Genomic DNA, 15,384 nt, shown 5'->3' on the forward strand with positions numbered 1-15,384 from the left:
CGCCAAGACCATCGGCACTGGCAGCCACGGCCCAGGGAGAGGCATCATCGCAAGATGAGTCAATGACGGAGCGAATCGAGTGCAACCCACGCAAGAGAACGACCTGCAGGCCCTGATGAGCCGATTCGAGCTGCTGATCGAGCGTGTCGAGCAACTTAAACGGCAAAATGCACTCCTAGTAGCTCAGGAAAAGTCCTGGCGCGAAGAGCGCGCCCACCTCATCGAAAAGAACGAGATCGCCAGACGCAAGGTCGAGTCGATGATCTTGCGTCTCAAGGCCCTGGAGCAAGACTCATGAGTTCAAGCAATAGCGTCACCGTGCAGATCCTCGACAAGGAATACTCGATCATCTGCCCGCCCGAAGAGCGCAACAACCTGGTCAGTGCAGCTCACTACCTGGACAGCAAGATGCGCGAGATTCGCAGCAGCGGCAAGGTGATCGGTGCCGACCGCATCGCGGTCATGGCGGCGTTGAACATTACCCACGAGATGCTCCATCGCCAGGAAGACCGCAGCGCTGCTCCGGCCGGCGGGGCCACGCGCGAGCAGGTGCGCGATTTGCTGGACCGGGTCGACCAGGCGCTGTCCGACGAGACGGGTACCAAAAAAAACTGAGGTTGTTATACTGGCGCCACTCCCTGGTGGATGCGCCAGTCGGTTATGTCCCTGAGCCGATACGCACAACCACGGGGGTTGCACGCTGGGGCAGGTGTGCATGTCCGCTCGACGGAAAGCCTTAATGTCCCCTGCAATCTCCACCTTGAACTTTCGGGTTCAAGGGCTACACCGATAGCGGTCTTATCGGGGAGCCCGAATTCCTTTGCCCGCCTCCCGGCGGGCAAATCGTTTTGGCCAACAGCAGTGGCCAGCACCCTCGGATCGCCCGTGCCATGACCGACACCGCGACGCTCACCCGCCCTCAACTTCGCAGGCACTTGCGCAATGCGCGCAGGGCGCTCACGCCCGCGCAACAGCGTCAGGCCGCTGCGGGCCTGTACCGTCTGCTGGCACAGCACCCGCTCTTTCGCAAGGCCAGGCATATCGCCTTGTACCTGCCCAACGATGGCGAGATCGACCCTGCATTGCTGCTGCGCGAGGCGCAGCGACGCGGCAAGCGCACCTACTTGCCGGTGCTGCATCCATGGCCACGCACCCGCATGGTGTTTCAGCGATTCGAGAAGGGCGAGAAACTCACGCCCAACCGGTTCCGAATCCCTGAGCCGACCACCGACCGCAGGCGTCAACGCCCCGTGTGGGCACTGGACCTGATTCTGCTGCCCCTGGTGGGCTTCGACGACGCGGGAGGGCGACTGGGCATGGGAGGTGGCTTCTATGATCGCAGCCTGGCTTACCTGGCTCGCCGGCAGACCTGGAAAAAACCACGGCTGCTGGGCTTGGCGCATGAGTGCCAGAAGGTCGAACGGCTAGCACAGGCCAGCTGGGACGTACCTTTGCAGGGAACGGTCTCGGATCGTCACTGGTACGTGGCACCACGCTGAGCGGTGCCGGGAGGGTCAGCGTTGCGCCTGACCGGCTTCGTACGGCATCTGGTAGGCGTTATCCAGCTTGCGCTCCCAGATCCCCTGCGCATAACCGGTGGTAACCACACCCAAGCCAAAGATGAACACCAGGACCCACAGTAGGTCCGGCTTTTTACGTTGATTCATCGACGATTGCCCCCCAGGCAAACTGTTCAGTGCTCGGCGACTTCTGGGTCGTACCTGAGCATCGCACCTCAAACGGGGCGCATTCTCCGACAACCTGAGCCACCACGCAAACGTTGACGTCAACCAGTCGTCGGTTTGATTGAACGAGTTATTTCAAAGCATTTCTGGAGCAAACAACATGGCCTATTGGCTGATGAAGTCCGAGCCCGACGAACTGTCCATCGAAGGTTTGGCTCACCTTGGCGAAGCCCGCTGGGACGGTGTGCGTAACTATCAGGCGCGCAATTTCCTGCGTGCGATGAGCGCGGGGGACATGTTCTTCTTCTACCATTCCAGCTGCCCTCAACCTGGCATCGCCGGCATTGCCAAGGTCATCCGCGCAGCCTATCCGGACCCCACTGCGCTGGACACGCAGAGCCCTTACCACGATGCCAAGGCCACGCCCGACAAGAACCCGTGGAGCGCGGTAGACGTGGCTCACGTGCGGACACTGCCACGCGTGCTTGAGCTGGGCTGGTTGAAACAACAGCCAGCCCTGGCCGAACTGGCGCTGGTGCAAAAGGGCAGTCGCCTGTCGGTCATGCCGGTAACGGCCGAGCAATGGACTGCCATCCTGCCGATGGATTGAGGCACCTGCCCCGCTCCGACATTCCCATGAAACCCAGCCTTCAGTGGCTGACCGAAGACCGGGTTAGCCGCTCACTGGACGATCAGGTTGTTGAACAGCAGGTCCTCGACGATCGGCTTGCCCTCTTCGGTCTCCATCACCTGCTGAACCTGCTTGAGCGCCTCCTGGCGCAAATGCTCCTTGGCCTCCACATTACTCATGCTGTCCACGGTCTGCTGGGTAAACAGTGCGACGAGCTGGTTGCGGATCAGCGGTTCATGGTGCTGTACCGCCTTGGCGGCCTCATCCCCGGTCACTCGCAACGCGACATCGGCCTTGAACACCCGCAACCGCGGACCACCATCGAGCGCATAGTTACCTACGAACGGCGGTGTCAGCGTGATATAGGCCACCTTGGGCGCGCCCTCCTTGGCCTCCTCGGCCACGGCTGCGGCGGGTAACACCAGTGCCAACACCATCAATATCCACGCTTTCACGAAATCGCTCCTCTATTCAGGTGGCGCCAGCTTAACCAGCACATCATTCAAACCCAAGCCTGGGCTTATGCCGGCTCATCAGGACAAGCCATGCTCGTTGACCCGACTGGCGGCCCTCCTACACTTATCGGCCATTACCCGCAAAGGAATAGGCCACGATGAAAGCGCTGCTCTGCAAGCACCTGGGCCCGGCCCGCGACCTGGTCCTGGAAGACGTGCCCAGCCCAACGCCCAAGCCCAACGAAGTGCTGCTGGACGTGCAGGCGGCAGGGGTCAACTTTCCCGATACCCTGATCATAGAAGGCAAATACCAGTTTCAGCCGCCCTTGCCCTTTTCTCCGGGTGGAGAGGCGGCGGGCACGGTCGCAGCCGTCGGCGCCAAGGTGGACGCCTTCAAGGTGGGTGACCGCGTCATGGCGCTGACCGGCTGGGGTGCTTTCGCCGAGCAAGTGGCAGTGCCCGCCTACAACGTAATGCCCGTGCCAGCCGGCATGGACTTCATTACCGCCGCCGCATTCGGTATGACCTACGGCACCTCGATGCACGCCTTGCGCCAGCGCGGTCGATTGCAAGCCGGCGAAACCTTGCTGGTATTGGGTGCTTCCGGCGGGGTGGGCCTGGCAGCGGTTGAGATCGGCAAGGCCATGGGGGCGCGGGTTATCGCGGCTGCCAGCAGCGCGCAAAAGCTCGCGGTGGCCCGTGCCGCCGGTGCTGATGATCTGATCGACTACAGCCAGGAAAATCTGCGCGAGGCCATCAAGCGCCTGACCGATGGCAAGGGTGTGGATGTGATTTACGATCCGGTCGGCGGCGCGCTGTTCGAGCACGCCGTGAGGGGCCTGGCGTGGAACGGTAGGCTGTTGGTGGTAGGTTTTGCCAGCGGCAGCATTCCCCAATTGGCAGCCAACCTGGTGCTGCTCAAGGGGGCGGCGGTGCTGGGCGTGTTCTGGGGCGCGTTTGCACAGCGCCAACCGGAGGATAACGCAGCCAACTTCAAGCAGCTGTTTGCCTGGCACGCGCAGGGCAAATTGAAGCCGCTCGTCTCACAAACCTACACCCTGGCCGACGCGGGTACGGCCATCGAAACACTGGGCCAGCGCCAGGCGGTCGGCAAGCTGGTGGTGGTGCCGCCCGGCACCTGATCACCGTTCGCGCAGGTCATGACAGCGCCTGAAGCGCGCCTCCAGGTTGCGATCAGGCATGTGATGGCTGCGCAGGGCGTGAAGGGTCTGCTCGACATAATCACGCGTGGTGCCATACCGCCCTTTAGCGCTGGCCAGTATGTGGCTGAGCACGTTATCCGGCAGATTGCCCGCATAGCAAGGCAGATGCCGCTCCAGCACGAAGCCCAGGGCCTTTACCTTGCTGCCATCGTCGAGCCGGCAGTTGAGCCAGTGCGGGCGGTAGGCCGGGTAAGGCATTTCGCGCTGCCACAGGGCACGAAGCGACGCATCGAGGGTGGCATCGTCCAGCCTGTAGGCAAAGCCGCTGCACGAGCCGCCTCGATCCAGACCGAACACCAAACCGGGGGTTTCAGGCGTGCCACGGTGCTCGTGCGACCACAGGTACAAGCCCCGGTGGTAACCGTGCACCCGCGCACGTCGACGCTCCACCGCGCTGCACTCGGGCCGCCAGATCAAGGAGCCATAGGCGAACAGCCACACTGGCCCGCCCTGGTGACGGGACATGGCGGCTTGCATGGAGTGATGCAGTTGCTCGTGGGTCAGTTGCTGACCAAAATCGAGCGAAGGGGGGTATGGGACTTGCCGGGATGAACGTTCGAGCGCCGACATAAGCTGCCGCTATGATTCCCTGTGAACAAAGCATGTAACGTGGCCGAGCCTGATGCGTTAGCCACTGGGTCGTTGACCAGAGCCCTCAGGCAAGTCATTTACGGCAGTCGCGCCAGGCGGTGTATAAGCTAAGTCAGGGCAAGGGGCTGAACAAGTGCATGCAGAGCTTTTCACGCCAGGCGCCGACGACCGGCCGTGCAGCGCGTCAAGTGCGTACGGGGTGGCGCGGGCAGCCTGACGGGCGCCGCGCACCGCGAGGGGATGCTTCAGCCGCGAGGCGCGTAAGCGAACACGTCCGCACGCATGCGGTGCGCATCCATGCCGGCGTCCACCAGCGCATCGAGCGTGGCGTAGATCATGTTCGGCGAGCCACTGGCGTACACGTGTACGCCGTTGAGGTCGGCAATGTCCTCGCAAACCGCTTCGTGCAGCATCCCACAACGGCCCTCCCAGCCACACAGGTCGCTGACCACCTGATGCAGGGACAGGTTGGGCAGACTCAGCCACTGATCCCAATGCTCGATCTGATAGAAGTCTTCCGGGCGTCGTACGCCCCAGTACAAGTGAACAGGGTGTTTGAAGCCCTGAGCGCGGCAGTGTTCCACAAGGCTGTGCATCTGCCCCATGCCGGTACCGGCGGCGATCAGCACCAAGGGGCCGTCGGGCAGTTCGGCCAAGTGGGTATCGCCGAAGGGCATTTCGATACGAGCCAAGCGCTCGCGCTGCAATTGCTCGATCAACTGCACGGCGCTGGGCTCGCGCGCCAGCACGTGCAATTCAAGCTCACGCCCTGCATGGGGAGCGGAGGCCAGCGAAAAGGCGGCCGGCTTGCCCGCTTCACGTTCGATCATCAAATACTGCCCGGCATGGTAGCGCGGCGGCTTGCCCGCAGGCGCCAACAGGCGCACGCGCCAAACGTCGCCACCCACTTCACGGCATTCACTGACCGTGCAGGTCAGCTTGCGCACCGGCAGCTCGCCCAAGGCCAGCACGCCGTCCCATAGCAGGATGCAATCTTCGAGCGGCTCGGCGATGCAGGTGAACAATTCGCCATGGTCCCGGACTTCTCCGTTCTGGCGCACACTGCCTTCGACCAGCAACGCAGCGCAGACATGACAGTTGCCATTACGGCAGCTGTTGGGGCAGTCATAACCCAGCCGACGCGCACCTTCCAGGATCCGTTCCCCGGGCTCTAGCGTCAGCACTGCTCCGGACGGCTGCAACGTTACCTGCATCAATCTATTCCCAACTGATCCCACAGCTCATCGATACGCCGGGTGACGGCTTCGTCCTTGACGATGACCCGCCCCCACTCGCGTGTAGTCTCGCCCGGCCACTTGTGCGTGGCATCCAGGCCCATTTTCGATCCCAGCCCCGACACTGGAGAGGCAAAGTCCAGGTAGTCGATCGGCGTGTTGTCGATCATCACCGTATCACGCTTGGGGTCCATGCGTGTGGTGATGGCCCAGATCACGTCGTTCCAGTCGCGGGCGTTGATGTCGTCGTCGGTCACGATAACGAACTTGGTGTACATGAACTGTCGCAGGAACGACCACACACCCAGCATCACGCGCTTGGCATGCCCCGGGTACTGCTTCTTCATGGTCACCACCGCCATGCGGTAGGAGCACCCCTCCGGTGGCAGGTAGAAATCGACGATTTCCGGGAACTGTTTCTGCAGGATCGGCACGAACACTTCGTTCAGCGCCACGCCAAGAATCGCCGGTTCATCCGGCGGCCGGCCGGTGTAGGTGCTGTGATAGATAGGGTTTTGCCGGTGGGTGATGCGCTCGACGGTGAACACCGGGAAGCTGTCCACTTCGTTGTAGTAACCGGTATGGTCCCCATAGGGGCCTTCAGGCGCCATCTCGCCTGGGTGGATTACCCCTTCGAGGATGATCTCGGCCGTGGCCGGCACCTGCAGATTGCTGCCGCGGCACTTGACCAGCTCAGTGCGATTACCCCGCAACAGGCCCGCGAAGGCGTATTCGGAAAGCGTATCGGGCACTGGGGTCACTGCACCCAGGATAGTGGCAGGGTCTGCCCCCAACGCCACCGCCACTGGGAACGGCTGGCCGGGATTTTTTTCACACCACTCACGGTAGTCCAGGGCGCCGCCACGGTGGCTGAGCCAACGCATGATCACTTTGTTGCGGCCAATTACCTGCTGCCGGTAGATGCCCAGGTTCTGGCGGTCCTTGTTCGGGCCGCGCGTGACGGTCAGGCCCCAGGTGATCAGCGGTGCCACATCGCCCGGCCAGCAGTGCTGGATCGGCAATGCGCCAAGGTCCACGTCCTCTCCTTCGAGCACCACTTCCTGGCAAACGGCGTCCTTGACCACCTTCGGCGCCATCGATACCACTTTCTTGAAGATCGGCAGCTTGGACCAGGCGTCCTTGAGCCCTTTCGGGGGTTCAGGCTCCTTGAGAAACGCCAGAAGCTTACCGATCTCGCGCAGCTCATCGACCGACTCGGCACCCATGCCCATGGCCACCCGCTCAGGCGTGCCGAACAGGTTGCCCAGCACGGGAATGTCGAAGCCGGTCGGCTTTTCGAACAACAGCGCAGGGCCTTTGGCACGCAGCGTGCGATCGCAGACCTCGGTCATTTCCAGCACTGGGGAGATCGGGACCTGGATGCGCTTGAGCTCGCCGCGCTGTTCCAGGCCACGAATGAAGTCGCGCAAGTCGCGATACTGCATGCATGAGCCTCGTGTTGGCCGTATCGGTCGGGGGTTCAGAGTGTAGCGCCGTTCAGAGCGCAATGGTCAAAACTGATGAGGGCCGCGTCGCGTCCCATCGCAGCCGGTCCGACGTCCCGGCAAAGCCGTTCTTACAGGATTACGCTATCCCTGTAGGAACGGCCTTGCAAAGGCATCGGACCAGCCGCGATGGGCTGCGAAGCGGCCCCATTCGATCTAGACCTGAAACGCTTACTTGCGCTTCATCGACAGGAAGAACTCGTCGTTGGTCTTGGTCTGCTTGAGCTTGTCGACCAGGAACTCGATGGCAGCGATTTCGTCCATCGGGTGCAACAGCTTGCGCAGGATCCACATGCGTTGCAGTTCGTCGTCGGCGGTCAGCAGCTCTTCGCGGCGAGTACCCGAACGGTTGATGTTGATGGCAGGGAACACACGCTTTTCAGCGATACGACGGTCCAGGGGCAGTTCCATGTTGCCGGTGCCCTTGAATTCCTCGTAGATCACCTCGTCCATCTTCGAACCGGTTTCGACCAGCGCGGTGGCGATGATGGTCAGCGAACCGCCTTCCTCGATGTTACGGGCGGCACCGAAGAAGCGCTTGGGCTTCTCCAGGGCGTGAGCGTCGACACCACCGGTCAGCACTTTGCCCGAGCTTGGAATGACCGTGTTATAGGCACGTGCCAGACGGGTGATGGAGTCGAGCAGGATGACCACGTCCTTCTTGTGCTCGACCAGGCGCTTGGCCTTCTCGATGACCATTTCGGCCACTTGCACGTGACGGGTTGGCGGCTCGTCGAAGGTGGAGGCAACCACTTCGCCGCGTACGGTACGCTGCATCTCGGTCACTTCTTCCGGGCGCTCGTCGATCAGCAGAACGATCAGGTGGCACTCGGGATTGTTACGCGTGATGTTGGCTGCGATGTTCTGCAGCATGATGGTCTTGCCCGCCTTGGGCGGGGCGACGATCAGGCCACGCTGGCCCTTGCCGATCGGGGCGCACAGGTCGATGACCCGGCCGGTCAGGTCTTCGGTGGAGCCGTTGCCGGCTTCCATCTTCAGGCGCTTGTTGGGGAACAGCGGCGTCAGGTTCTCGAACAGGATCTTGTTCTTGGCGTTTTCCGGCCGGTCGAAGTTGATGGTATCGACCTTCAACAGGGCGAAGTAACGCTCCCCTTCCTTCGGCGGGCGGATCTTGCCAACGATGGTATCGCCGGTACGCAGGTTGAAGCGGCGGATCTGGCTAGGCGAAACGTAGATATCGTCAGGGCCGGCCAGGTAGGACGCATCAGCAGAACGCAGGAAACCGAAACCATCCTGGAGAATCTCCAGCACGCCGTCACCCGAGATCTCTTCGCCGCTTTTCGCATGCTTTTTCAGCAGGGAGAAAATCACGTCCTGTTTGCGCGAACGGGCCATGTTCTCGATGCCCATTTGTTCGGCCATTTCCAAAAGATCGGTAATCGGCTTTTGCTTGAGTTCAGTCAGGTTCATAAGGGGAATGACGTAATCATGTAAGAAGGGAGAATTAAGCTTCTGGCTTAATGAAGCCGCGCCGCTAGATGGCGAAAGGATCGCGTACTGATTCGAATTGGGGATGCTTCGGCGACGGCATGTAGAGGGCACTGAAGAAGCAGTGCGAGGCCGAATGTAACACTTGCTTTTTTGTGCGTCTAGTGCTCTGAAAAAGAAAAGCCCCGCATTTGCGGGGCTTTTTTATCACAGGTGGGCGTCGAGGAACGCTGCCAGCTGCGATTTGGACAAGGCACCGACCTTGGTGGCTTCCACGTTGCCGTTCTTGAACAGCATCAGCGTCGGGATACCACGCACGCCGTGCTTGGCTGGGGTTTCCTGGTTTTCGTCGATGTTCAGCTTGGCGACGACCAGTTTGCCTTCATACGTGGAGGCGATGTCGTCCAGAACCGGAGCGATCATCTTGCATGGGCCGCACCATTCAGCCCAGTAGTCGACCAACACCGGGCCTTGAGCCTGAAGCACTTCAGCATCGAAGGTGGCGTCGGTGACGTGTTTGATTTTGTCGCTCATGGAAATCTCCAAGGTCGTAAGCACGGAAAACGTTGCCCATCATAGCCGCCCCCGCGGTCGACAGGAAGCCGCAGACGATTGAGTGTAACTATAGTTGTGCAAGAGCACTCGAATCAAAACTGTCACATCGTCTTCATAGAATCGAATGGCACATTGCCGTATATCAAGCGCATCGCGCAGGCCAGGTGCCACGCGTTGGCGACCAGCCTGCTATCGTGGCACGATTGCCAGGTTAACGACCGAGAACTTCCAGATCATGCCGCATACCACCGCGAAGAACCTGTCCCTGATAGCCGCCATCGACCTCGGCTCCAACAGCTTCCACATGGTCGTGGCCAAGGCCCACCACACCGAAATCCGCATTCTCGAGCGGCAGGGCGAGAAGGTACAGCTGGCCGCCGGCATCGACGAGGAGCGCAGGCTCAGTGAAGAAGCCATGGAGCGCGGCCTGGAGTGCCTCAAGCGCTTCGCTCAGCTGATCAACGGCATGCCCGCAGGCTCGGTGCGCATCGTCGGCACCAACGCCTTGCGTGAAGCGCGCAACCGCAACATCTTCATCCAGCGTGCCGAAGCCATTCTTGGCCACCCGGTAGAAGTCATCTCAGGCCGCGAAGAAGCCCGCCTGATCTACCTGGGCGTTTCCCATACGCTGGCCGACACCGCGGGCAAGCGCCTGGTGGCGGACATCGGCGGCGGCAGCACCGAATTCATCATTGGCCAGCGCTTCGAGCCGCTGTTGCGCGAGAGCCTGCAGATGGGCTGCGTCAGCTTCACCCAGCGCTATTTCCGTGACGGCAAGATCACCCCTGCGCGCTATGCCCAGGCCTATACGGCCGCCCGGCTTGAGTTGATGAGCATCGAGCATGCCCTGCACCGCCTGACCTGGGATGAAGCCATCGGTTCGTCGGGTACCATTCGCGCCATCGGCGCCGCCATTCGGGGTGCAGGCCTGGGCAATGGCGAGGTAAACGCCGAAGGGTTGGCCTGGGTCAAGCGCAAGCTGTTCAAGCTGGGCGAAGTCGACAGAATCGATTTCGAAGGGGTCAAGCCGGATCGGCGCACCATCTTCCCGGCGGGCATGGCCATCCTCGAAGCGATCTTCGATGCGCTGGAGCTGCAGCGCATGGACCACTGCGACGGTGCGCTGCGTGAAGGTGTGCTGTTCGATCTGCTTGGCCGGCATCATCATGAAGACGTACGCGAGCGTACCCTCAACTCGCTGATGGAGCGTTACCACGTCGATCAGGGCCAGGCCGCCCGGGTCGAGCGCAAGGCACTGCATGCCTTCGACCAGGTGGCCGTAGCCTGGGACCTGCAGGACGGCAATTGGCGCGACCTGCTGGGTTGGGCAGCCAAGGTCCATGAGATCGGCCTGGACATCGCCCACTATCATTACCACAAGCACGGCGCGTACCTGATCGAGCACTCCGACCTGGCAGGCTTTTCGCGCGAGGATCAGCAGATGATGGCCTTGCTGGTGCGCGGCCACCGCCGCAACATCCCCAAGGACCGTTATGCCGAGCTGGGGGATGATGGGGTCAAGCTGCTGCGCCTGTGCGTGCTGCTGCGCTTTGCCATCCTGTTTCATCACATCCGGGGCACGCAGCAGATGCCCAAAGTCGAGCTCAAGGCGGCCGATAACCGCCTGGAAGTGGTATTCCCGGAAGGTTGGCTCGAGCAGAACCAGCTGACCCAGGCCGACTTCGCCAACGAAGCGGAGTGGCTGGCCCGGGTCGGCTTCGTCCTCAGCGTACGTTGAGGACCGGGTTGCTCAGGCGCTCCAGCAAGGTCGCCTGGGCACTGCGGGGGTTCTGGTTACCCGTCGGGCTGCTGCGCACATAGCGCCCGTCTGGCTGAAGGGTCCAGGCGTGAGTGTTGTCGGTCAGGTACGCCTCCAGTTCCTTTTTCACCCGCAGCAAGAGCTTCTTGCCCTCGACCGGGAAGCAGGTCTCGACCCGCTTGTCGAGGTTGCGCTCCATCCAGTCCGCACTGGAGAGGTAGATCTGCTCTTCACCGCCATTGAGGAAGTAGAACACACGGGTGTGTTCCAGGAAGCGGCCGATGATCGAGCGTACCTGGATGTTGTGTGAAACCCCTGGAATACCTGGACGCAGGCAGCACATGCCACGCACGATCAGGTCGATCTTCACCCCCGATTGACTGGCCTTGTACAAGGCCTTGATGACCTTCGCATCGGTCAGCGAGTTGAATTTGGCGATGATGTGCGCCGGCTTGCCGTCCAGGGCGAACTGGGTTTCGCGGGCGATCATGTCCAGCATGCCCTTTTTCAGGGTGAACGGCGCATGCATCAGTTTCTTCATGCGCAGGGTCTTGCCCATGCCGATCAGCTGGCTGAACAGCTTGCCGACGTCCTCGGTGAGCGCATCGTCGGAGGTGAGCAGGCTGTAATCGGTGTACAAGCGGGCATTGCCAGCGTGGTAGTTGCCGGTCCCCAGGTGCGCATAGCGAACGATCTCGCCCTGCTCGCGGCGCAGGATCAACATCATCTTGGCGTGCGTCTTGAAACCGACCACGCCATAGATCACCACCGCGCCTGCCGCTTGCAGGCGGCTTGCCATCTGCAGGTTGGACTCCTCGTCGAAGCGTGCGCGCAGTTCGATCACTGCGGTGACTTCCTTGCCGTTGCGCGCTGCATCGACTAACGCATCGACAATTTCCGAGTTGGCGCCGGAGCGGTAGAGCGTCTGACGTACGGCCAGAACGTGCGGGTCCTTGGCCGCCTGGCGCAACAGGTCGATGACCGGCGTGAACGACTCGAAGGGGTGCATGAGCAGGATGTCCTGCTTGCTGATCACGCTAAAGATGTTGTCGGCGTTCTGCAGCAACTTCGGGATGGCCGGGGTGAACGGTACGTATTGAAGTTCGGGGTGGCTGTCCAGCCCAGTGATGCTGAACAACCGCGTCAGGTTGACCGGCCCATTGACCTGGTAGAGCTCGCTTTCGCTCAGGCTGAACTGCTTGAGCAGGTAGTCCGACAGGTGCTTGGGGCACGTATCGGCGACTTCCAGGCGCACGGCATCGCCGTAGCGGCGCGAGAACAGCTCGCCACGAAGCGCCCGGGCCAAGTCATCGACCTCTTCGGAATCCAGCGCCAGGTCGGCGTTACGGGTCAGGCGGAACTGGTAGCACCCCTTCACCTTCATACCCTGGAACAGGTCGTCGGCGTGGGCGTGGATCATCGACGAAAGGAAGACGTAATTGGCACCAGTGCCACCCACCTCCTCAGGCACGCGAATGACCCGTGGCAGCAGCCGCGGTGCCGGAATGATGGCCAGGCCTGAATCGCGGCCGAACGCATCGACGCCTTCAAGCTCGACGATGAAGTTCAGGCTCTTGTTCACCAGCAATGGGAATGGATGGGTAGGGTCCAGGCCGATCGGGGTGATGATGGGCGCAATCTCGTCGCGGAAGTAGCGACGCACCCATGTCTTGAGCTTGGGTGTCCAGTGACGGCGGCGAATGAATCGAATCTGGTGTTTTTCCAGCTCCGGAAGCAGCACATCGTTGAGAATCGCGTACTGGCGATCGACCTCGATATGCACCAGTTCGCTGATGCGCGTGAGGGCCTGGTGCGGCTGCAAGCCGTCGGCACCGGCCTGCTCGCGGGCGAAGTTGATCTGCTTTTTCAGCCCGGCCACACGAATCTCGAAGAACTCGTCCAGGTTGCTCGAGAAGATCAGCAGGAACTTCAGGCGTTCGAGCAACGGGTAACTTTCATCCAGCGCCTGCTCCAGTACGCGGATGTTGAACTGCAGCTGGGACAGTTCGCGATGAATGTACAGGCTGGTATCGTCCAGGCCAGGCACGACGATGGCCGGGGCGGGAGCCGGCGTGGGCGCCGCTGACTCCGCTGCAGGTTCCACAGCGACCTGGGACGCGGGTGGCAGATCAGGCGGGGTCTGCACCAACTCCTCTGGAAGCTCCTTGGCATCCTTGATCAAGACAGGGGGAAGCACTTCGTTATTCATCTGGCGGTCCTGAGGACGTTAACGCCCTATCATCAATTGAGCGGCAAGATAAGCGCCCATTATGACGCCTGTGTTACACGCCAGGGCAAGCCATGGCACACGGTTGCAGACATTGTGGTAGCGGGCACTGTTCACGTCGAGACACATTTGGACACTTTCCCGAACGCACGCGAAGGGGTAGGCTGCGCGTTCATTTCGCCAGCACCTCAGAAAATGCTCCAACAATTCCTGCAGGATTTCGGCTACTTTGCCCTTTTTCTAGGCACCTTCTTCGAAGGCGAGACCATTCTGGTCCTTGCAGGCTTTCTTGCGTTCCGCGATTACATGGACATCAAGCTGGTATGCCTGGTGGCATTCATGGGCAGCTATGCCGGTGATCAGTTGTGGTATTTCATGGGTCGTCGCCATGGGCGCAAGATCCTGGCGCGCAAGCCTCGCTGGCAGGCAATGGGCGACCGCGCCCTGGGCCACATCCGTCGCCATCCCGATATCTGGGTGCTCAGCTTCCGCTTCGTTTACGGGCTTCGCACGGTAATGCCGGTCGCGATTGGTCTCTCGGGCTATCCGCCGCGGCGCTACCTGCTGCTCAATGGCATCGGGGCCGCGATCTGGGCCATCGCCCTGGGTGCTGCGGCCTATCATTTCGGCGCAATCCTCGAAGGCCTGCTGGGCAATATCAAACGCTACGAATTGTGGGTACTGGGCGCCTTGCTGGTGCTTGGCGTAGGCCTGTGGCTGCACCGGCGCTTTCGCACGCTGCGGGCAGAGCGCCGGGCTGCGCGCGAGTCCCAGGACTGAACACCTGCACCTGTGCACACTCCAACAGACATGGACCATCCCGCACTGCGCCGCGCTGCCAGCCTGACGGGTATCAAGCGCTTCGACCTGGAGTAATGAGCATGACAAAAAAAGTGGCGGTGATTCTTTCCGGCTGTGGCGTTTATGACGGCGCAGAAATTCACGAAAGCGTGATCACCTTGCTGCGCCTGGACCAACGCGGCGCGCAAGTGCAGTGCTTTGCACCGAACATCGCACAGATGCATGTCATCGACCACCTGACAGGCCAAGAAATGCCCGAGTCGCGCAACGTGCTGGTGGAATCTGCCCGTATCGCGCGTGGCGATGTGAAAGACATTCGTGAGGCGCGCGTCGAGGACTTCGACGCCTTGATCGTACCGGGCGGCTTTGGCGCAGCCAAGAACCTCTCGGACTTTGCCGTGAAAGGCGCAGACTGCACTGTCAATCCGGATGTCCTGGGGTTGGCCGAGGCGTTCGCCGCCGCCTGCAAGCCAGTTGGCCTGATCTGTATCTCGCCTGCATTGGCTGCCAAGATCTATGGCCCTGGCGTGGTCTGCACCATCGGCAACGACGCCGACACCGCCGAGGCCGTCGTCAAGATGGGCGGTACCCACGAAGAATGCGACGTGCACGACATCGTCGAGGACCCGCAGCGCAAACTGGTGACCACCCCTGCCTACATGTCGGCAAAGACCATCAGCGAAGCCGCTGGCGGGATCTACAAGCTGGTTGATCGGGTGCTGGAACTGACCCACGAGTAAGCGCCGCTTGCCCGGCTGGAGCGCCTGACTGAGCGATTGGCGCTCCATTGGCTATCAAAGCGCCGACAGCCGAGCGATGATCCGGTCCAACGCATTGGCAAACGCCTGTTTGTCGCGATCCCCATAAGGCCCCTGCCCGCCACCTGACTGGCCTTGTTCACGCAGCTCGGTGAACAGATTGCGCGTAGCCAGGCGCTCGCCCATGTTGCGCTCGTCGAACTCGCGCCCGCGCGGGTCCAGCGCCGCTACGCCCTTTTTCACAAGCCGGTCGGCCAGAGGCACGTCGCTGCAAACGACCAACTCGCCGGGTACGGCATGCTCGACCAGGTAATCGTCGGCCGCATCCATGCCACTGGGTACCACGATCAGTCGTACGATGCCGAATGCTGGCTTTGCCACCGCCTGGCCCGCGACCATGACCACTTCGAACTTGCGCTTGAGGGCGAACTTGACGATCAGGTCCCTGGCAGCCTTGGGGCAAGCGTCGGCATCGATCCAAACACGCATGATTGACCTCACGTTGTCATT

Annotated in this window: 17 protein-coding genes and 1 other RNA gene; 9 read left to right on the forward strand and 9 right to left on the reverse strand. The window is 61.4% G+C overall.

Annotation, left to right across the window (positions count from 1 at the left end):
* The first annotated feature begins 115 nt into the window (after window positions 1-115).
* The 4 genes from B2Y33_RS01190 (at window position 116) to B2Y33_RS01205 (ending at window position 1,499) form a co-directional block, all read left to right on the forward strand.
* Window positions 116-298: a TIGR02449 family protein gene (locus B2Y33_RS01190; protein WP_033693939.1), complete on the forward strand. Its 183-nt coding sequence runs from the start codon at window positions 116-118 to the stop codon at window positions 296-298.
* On the forward strand, window positions 295-615 hold the full coding sequence (locus B2Y33_RS01195; RefSeq protein WP_023532287.1) for a cell division protein ZapA: 321 nt from the start codon (window positions 295-297) through the stop codon (window positions 613-615). Before B2Y33_RS01190 ends, B2Y33_RS01195 begins: the two co-directional genes overlap by 4 nt.
* Window positions 616-632: 17 nt before the next feature.
* A non-coding RNA gene (gene ssrS / locus B2Y33_RS01200) (6S RNA) lies at window positions 633-812 on the forward strand.
* A 78-nt stretch (window positions 813-890) separates the two neighbouring features.
* A complete protein-coding gene (locus B2Y33_RS01205; protein WP_027913421.1) occupies window positions 891-1,499 on the forward strand; it encodes a 5-formyltetrahydrofolate cyclo-ligase in 609 nt (202 codons plus the stop codon).
* Window positions 1,500-1,514: 15 nt separating this feature from the next.
* On the opposite strand, the gene B2Y33_RS01210 is transcribed toward B2Y33_RS01205, so the two are convergent.
* Window positions 1,515-1,667: a hypothetical protein gene (locus B2Y33_RS01210; protein ID WP_023532702.1), complete on the reverse strand. Its 153-nt coding sequence runs from the start codon at window positions 1,665-1,667 to the stop codon at window positions 1,515-1,517.
* Window positions 1,668-1,845: 178 nt separating this feature from the next.
* Between B2Y33_RS01210 and B2Y33_RS01215 the strand changes: the two genes are divergently transcribed.
* Entirely contained in the window at window positions 1,846-2,295 is a 450-nt protein-coding gene (locus tag B2Y33_RS01215; protein WP_049695304.1) for an EVE domain-containing protein, read from the forward strand.
* A gap of 71 nt (window positions 2,296-2,366) precedes the next feature.
* On the opposite strand, the gene B2Y33_RS01220 is transcribed toward B2Y33_RS01215, so the two are convergent.
* Complete coding sequence (locus tag B2Y33_RS01220; protein ID WP_027913419.1) at window positions 2,367-2,771, reverse strand: flagellar basal body-associated protein FliL; 405 nt, start codon at window positions 2,769-2,771, stop codon at window positions 2,367-2,369.
* Window positions 2,772-2,929: 158 nt separating this feature from the next.
* On the opposite strand from B2Y33_RS01220, the gene B2Y33_RS01225 reads away from it, so the two are divergent.
* The gene (locus tag B2Y33_RS01225) at window positions 2,930-3,913 is read left to right on the forward strand and encodes an NADPH:quinone oxidoreductase family protein (protein ID WP_206405101.1); all 984 of its coding nucleotides are present in this window, start codon (window positions 2,930-2,932) and stop codon (window positions 3,911-3,913) included.
* On the opposite strand, the gene B2Y33_RS01230 is transcribed toward B2Y33_RS01225, so the two are convergent.
* The 5 genes from B2Y33_RS01230 to trxA all read right to left on the reverse strand — a co-directional run bounded on the left by B2Y33_RS01230 (window position 3,914) and on the right by trxA (window position 9,308).
* The gene (locus B2Y33_RS01230; protein ID WP_206405100.1) at window positions 3,914-4,564 is read right to left on the reverse strand and encodes a gamma-glutamylcyclotransferase; all 651 of its coding nucleotides are present in this window, start codon (window positions 4,562-4,564) and stop codon (window positions 3,914-3,916) included.
* A gap of 266 nt (window positions 4,565-4,830) precedes the next feature.
* The gene (locus B2Y33_RS01235) at window positions 4,831-5,799 is read right to left on the reverse strand and encodes a CDP-6-deoxy-delta-3,4-glucoseen reductase (RefSeq protein ID WP_027913416.1); all 969 of its coding nucleotides are present in this window, start codon (window positions 5,797-5,799) and stop codon (window positions 4,831-4,833) included.
* Entirely contained in the window at window positions 5,799-7,265 is a 1,467-nt protein-coding gene (gene ubiD / locus B2Y33_RS01240) for a 4-hydroxy-3-polyprenylbenzoate decarboxylase (RefSeq protein ID WP_028686760.1), read from the reverse strand. Before ubiD ends, B2Y33_RS01235 begins: the two co-directional genes overlap by 1 nt.
* A gap of 231 nt (window positions 7,266-7,496) precedes the next feature.
* Window positions 7,497-8,756 (reverse strand): transcription termination factor Rho, encoded by a 1,260-nt coding sequence (gene rho, locus B2Y33_RS01245; RefSeq protein ID WP_023532437.1) that lies wholly within the window; start codon window positions 8,754-8,756, stop codon window positions 7,497-7,499.
* Between the two features lie 225 nt (window positions 8,757-8,981).
* Window positions 8,982-9,308 (reverse strand): thioredoxin TrxA, encoded by a 327-nt coding sequence (gene trxA, locus B2Y33_RS01250; RefSeq protein ID WP_023532641.1) that lies wholly within the window; start codon window positions 9,306-9,308, stop codon window positions 8,982-8,984.
* A gap of 256 nt (window positions 9,309-9,564) precedes the next feature.
* Here trxA and ppx point away from each other — a divergent pair, with 256 nt between their 5' ends.
* Window positions 9,565-11,067 (forward strand): exopolyphosphatase, encoded by a 1,503-nt coding sequence (ppx, locus tag B2Y33_RS01255; RefSeq protein WP_027913414.1) that lies wholly within the window; start codon window positions 9,565-9,567, stop codon window positions 11,065-11,067.
* On the opposite strand, the gene ppk1 is transcribed toward ppx, so the two are convergent.
* Window positions 11,054-13,297 carry a polyphosphate kinase 1 gene (ppk1, locus tag B2Y33_RS01260; RefSeq protein ID WP_027913413.1) on the reverse strand — a complete coding sequence of 748 codons (2,244 nt, stop codon included), beginning with the start codon at window positions 13,295-13,297 and terminating at the stop codon, window positions 11,054-11,056. The genes ppx and ppk1 overlap by 14 nt on opposite strands.
* Window positions 13,298-13,510: 213 nt before the next feature.
* Between ppk1 and B2Y33_RS01265 the strand changes: the two genes are divergently transcribed.
* On the forward strand, window positions 13,511-14,095 hold the full coding sequence (locus B2Y33_RS01265; protein ID WP_023532679.1) for a DedA family protein: 585 nt from the start codon (window positions 13,511-13,513) through the stop codon (window positions 14,093-14,095).
* A 101-nt stretch (window positions 14,096-14,196) separates the two neighbouring features.
* Complete coding sequence (gene elbB / locus B2Y33_RS01270) at window positions 14,197-14,856, forward strand: isoprenoid biosynthesis glyoxalase ElbB (RefSeq protein WP_027913412.1); 660 nt, start codon at window positions 14,197-14,199, stop codon at window positions 14,854-14,856.
* A gap of 54 nt (window positions 14,857-14,910) precedes the next feature.
* Here the strand turns inward: elbB and B2Y33_RS01275 are convergent, their stop codons facing one another.
* On the reverse strand, window positions 14,911-15,363 hold the full coding sequence (locus B2Y33_RS01275; protein WP_027913411.1) for a YaiI/YqxD family protein: 453 nt from the start codon (window positions 15,361-15,363) through the stop codon (window positions 14,911-14,913).
* Window positions 15,364-15,384 lie beyond the last annotated feature (21 nt).

Origin of the sequence: Pseudomonas sp. UBA5666 (assembly GCF_002420785.1) — a bacterium.
GTDB classification, from domain to species: domain Bacteria; phylum Pseudomonadota; class Gammaproteobacteria; order Pseudomonadales; family Pseudomonadaceae; genus Aquipseudomonas; species Aquipseudomonas fulva.

Coding starts and splice junctions, on each gene's coding strand:
- B2Y33_RS01210 (WP_023532702.1), bottom strand. CDS start 1,667: ATGAATCAACGTAAAAAGCCGGACCTACTGTGGGTCCTGGTGTTCATC.
- B2Y33_RS01230 (WP_206405100.1), bottom strand. CDS start 4,564: ATGTCGGCGCTCGAACGTTCATCCCGGCAAGTCCCATACCCCCCTTCG.
- B2Y33_RS01190 (WP_033693939.1), top strand. CDS start 116: ATGAGCCGATTCGAGCTGCTGATCGAGCGTGTCGAGCAACTTAAACGG.
- rho (WP_023532437.1), bottom strand. CDS start 8,756: ATGAACCTGACTGAACTCAAGCAAAAGCCGATTACCGATCTTTTGGAA.
- B2Y33_RS01195 (WP_023532287.1), top strand. CDS start 295: ATGAGTTCAAGCAATAGCGTCACCGTGCAGATCCTCGACAAGGAATAC.
- ubiD (WP_028686760.1), bottom strand. CDS start 7,265: ATGCAGTATCGCGACTTGCGCGACTTCATTCGTGGCCTGGAACAGCGC.
- B2Y33_RS01265 (WP_023532679.1), top strand. CDS start 13,511: ATGCTCCAACAATTCCTGCAGGATTTCGGCTACTTTGCCCTTTTTCTA.
- B2Y33_RS01275 (WP_027913411.1), bottom strand. CDS start 15,363: ATGCGTGTTTGGATCGATGCCGACGCTTGCCCCAAGGCTGCCAGGGAC.
- B2Y33_RS01235 (WP_027913416.1), bottom strand. CDS start 5,799: ATGCAGGTAACGTTGCAGCCGTCCGGAGCAGTGCTGACGCTAGAGCCC.
- ppk1 (WP_027913413.1), bottom strand. CDS start 13,297: ATGAATAACGAAGTGCTTCCCCCTGTCTTGATCAAGGATGCCAAGGAG.
- ppx (WP_027913414.1), top strand. CDS start 9,565: ATGCCGCATACCACCGCGAAGAACCTGTCCCTGATAGCCGCCATCGAC.
- B2Y33_RS01205 (WP_027913421.1), top strand. CDS start 891: ATGACCGACACCGCGACGCTCACCCGCCCTCAACTTCGCAGGCACTTG.
- B2Y33_RS01225 (WP_206405101.1), top strand. CDS start 2,930: ATGAAAGCGCTGCTCTGCAAGCACCTGGGCCCGGCCCGCGACCTGGTC.
- trxA (WP_023532641.1), bottom strand. CDS start 9,308: ATGAGCGACAAAATCAAACACGTCACCGACGCCACCTTCGATGCTGAA.
- elbB (WP_027913412.1), top strand. CDS start 14,197: ATGACAAAAAAAGTGGCGGTGATTCTTTCCGGCTGTGGCGTTTATGAC.
- B2Y33_RS01215 (WP_049695304.1), top strand. CDS start 1,846: ATGGCCTATTGGCTGATGAAGTCCGAGCCCGACGAACTGTCCATCGAA.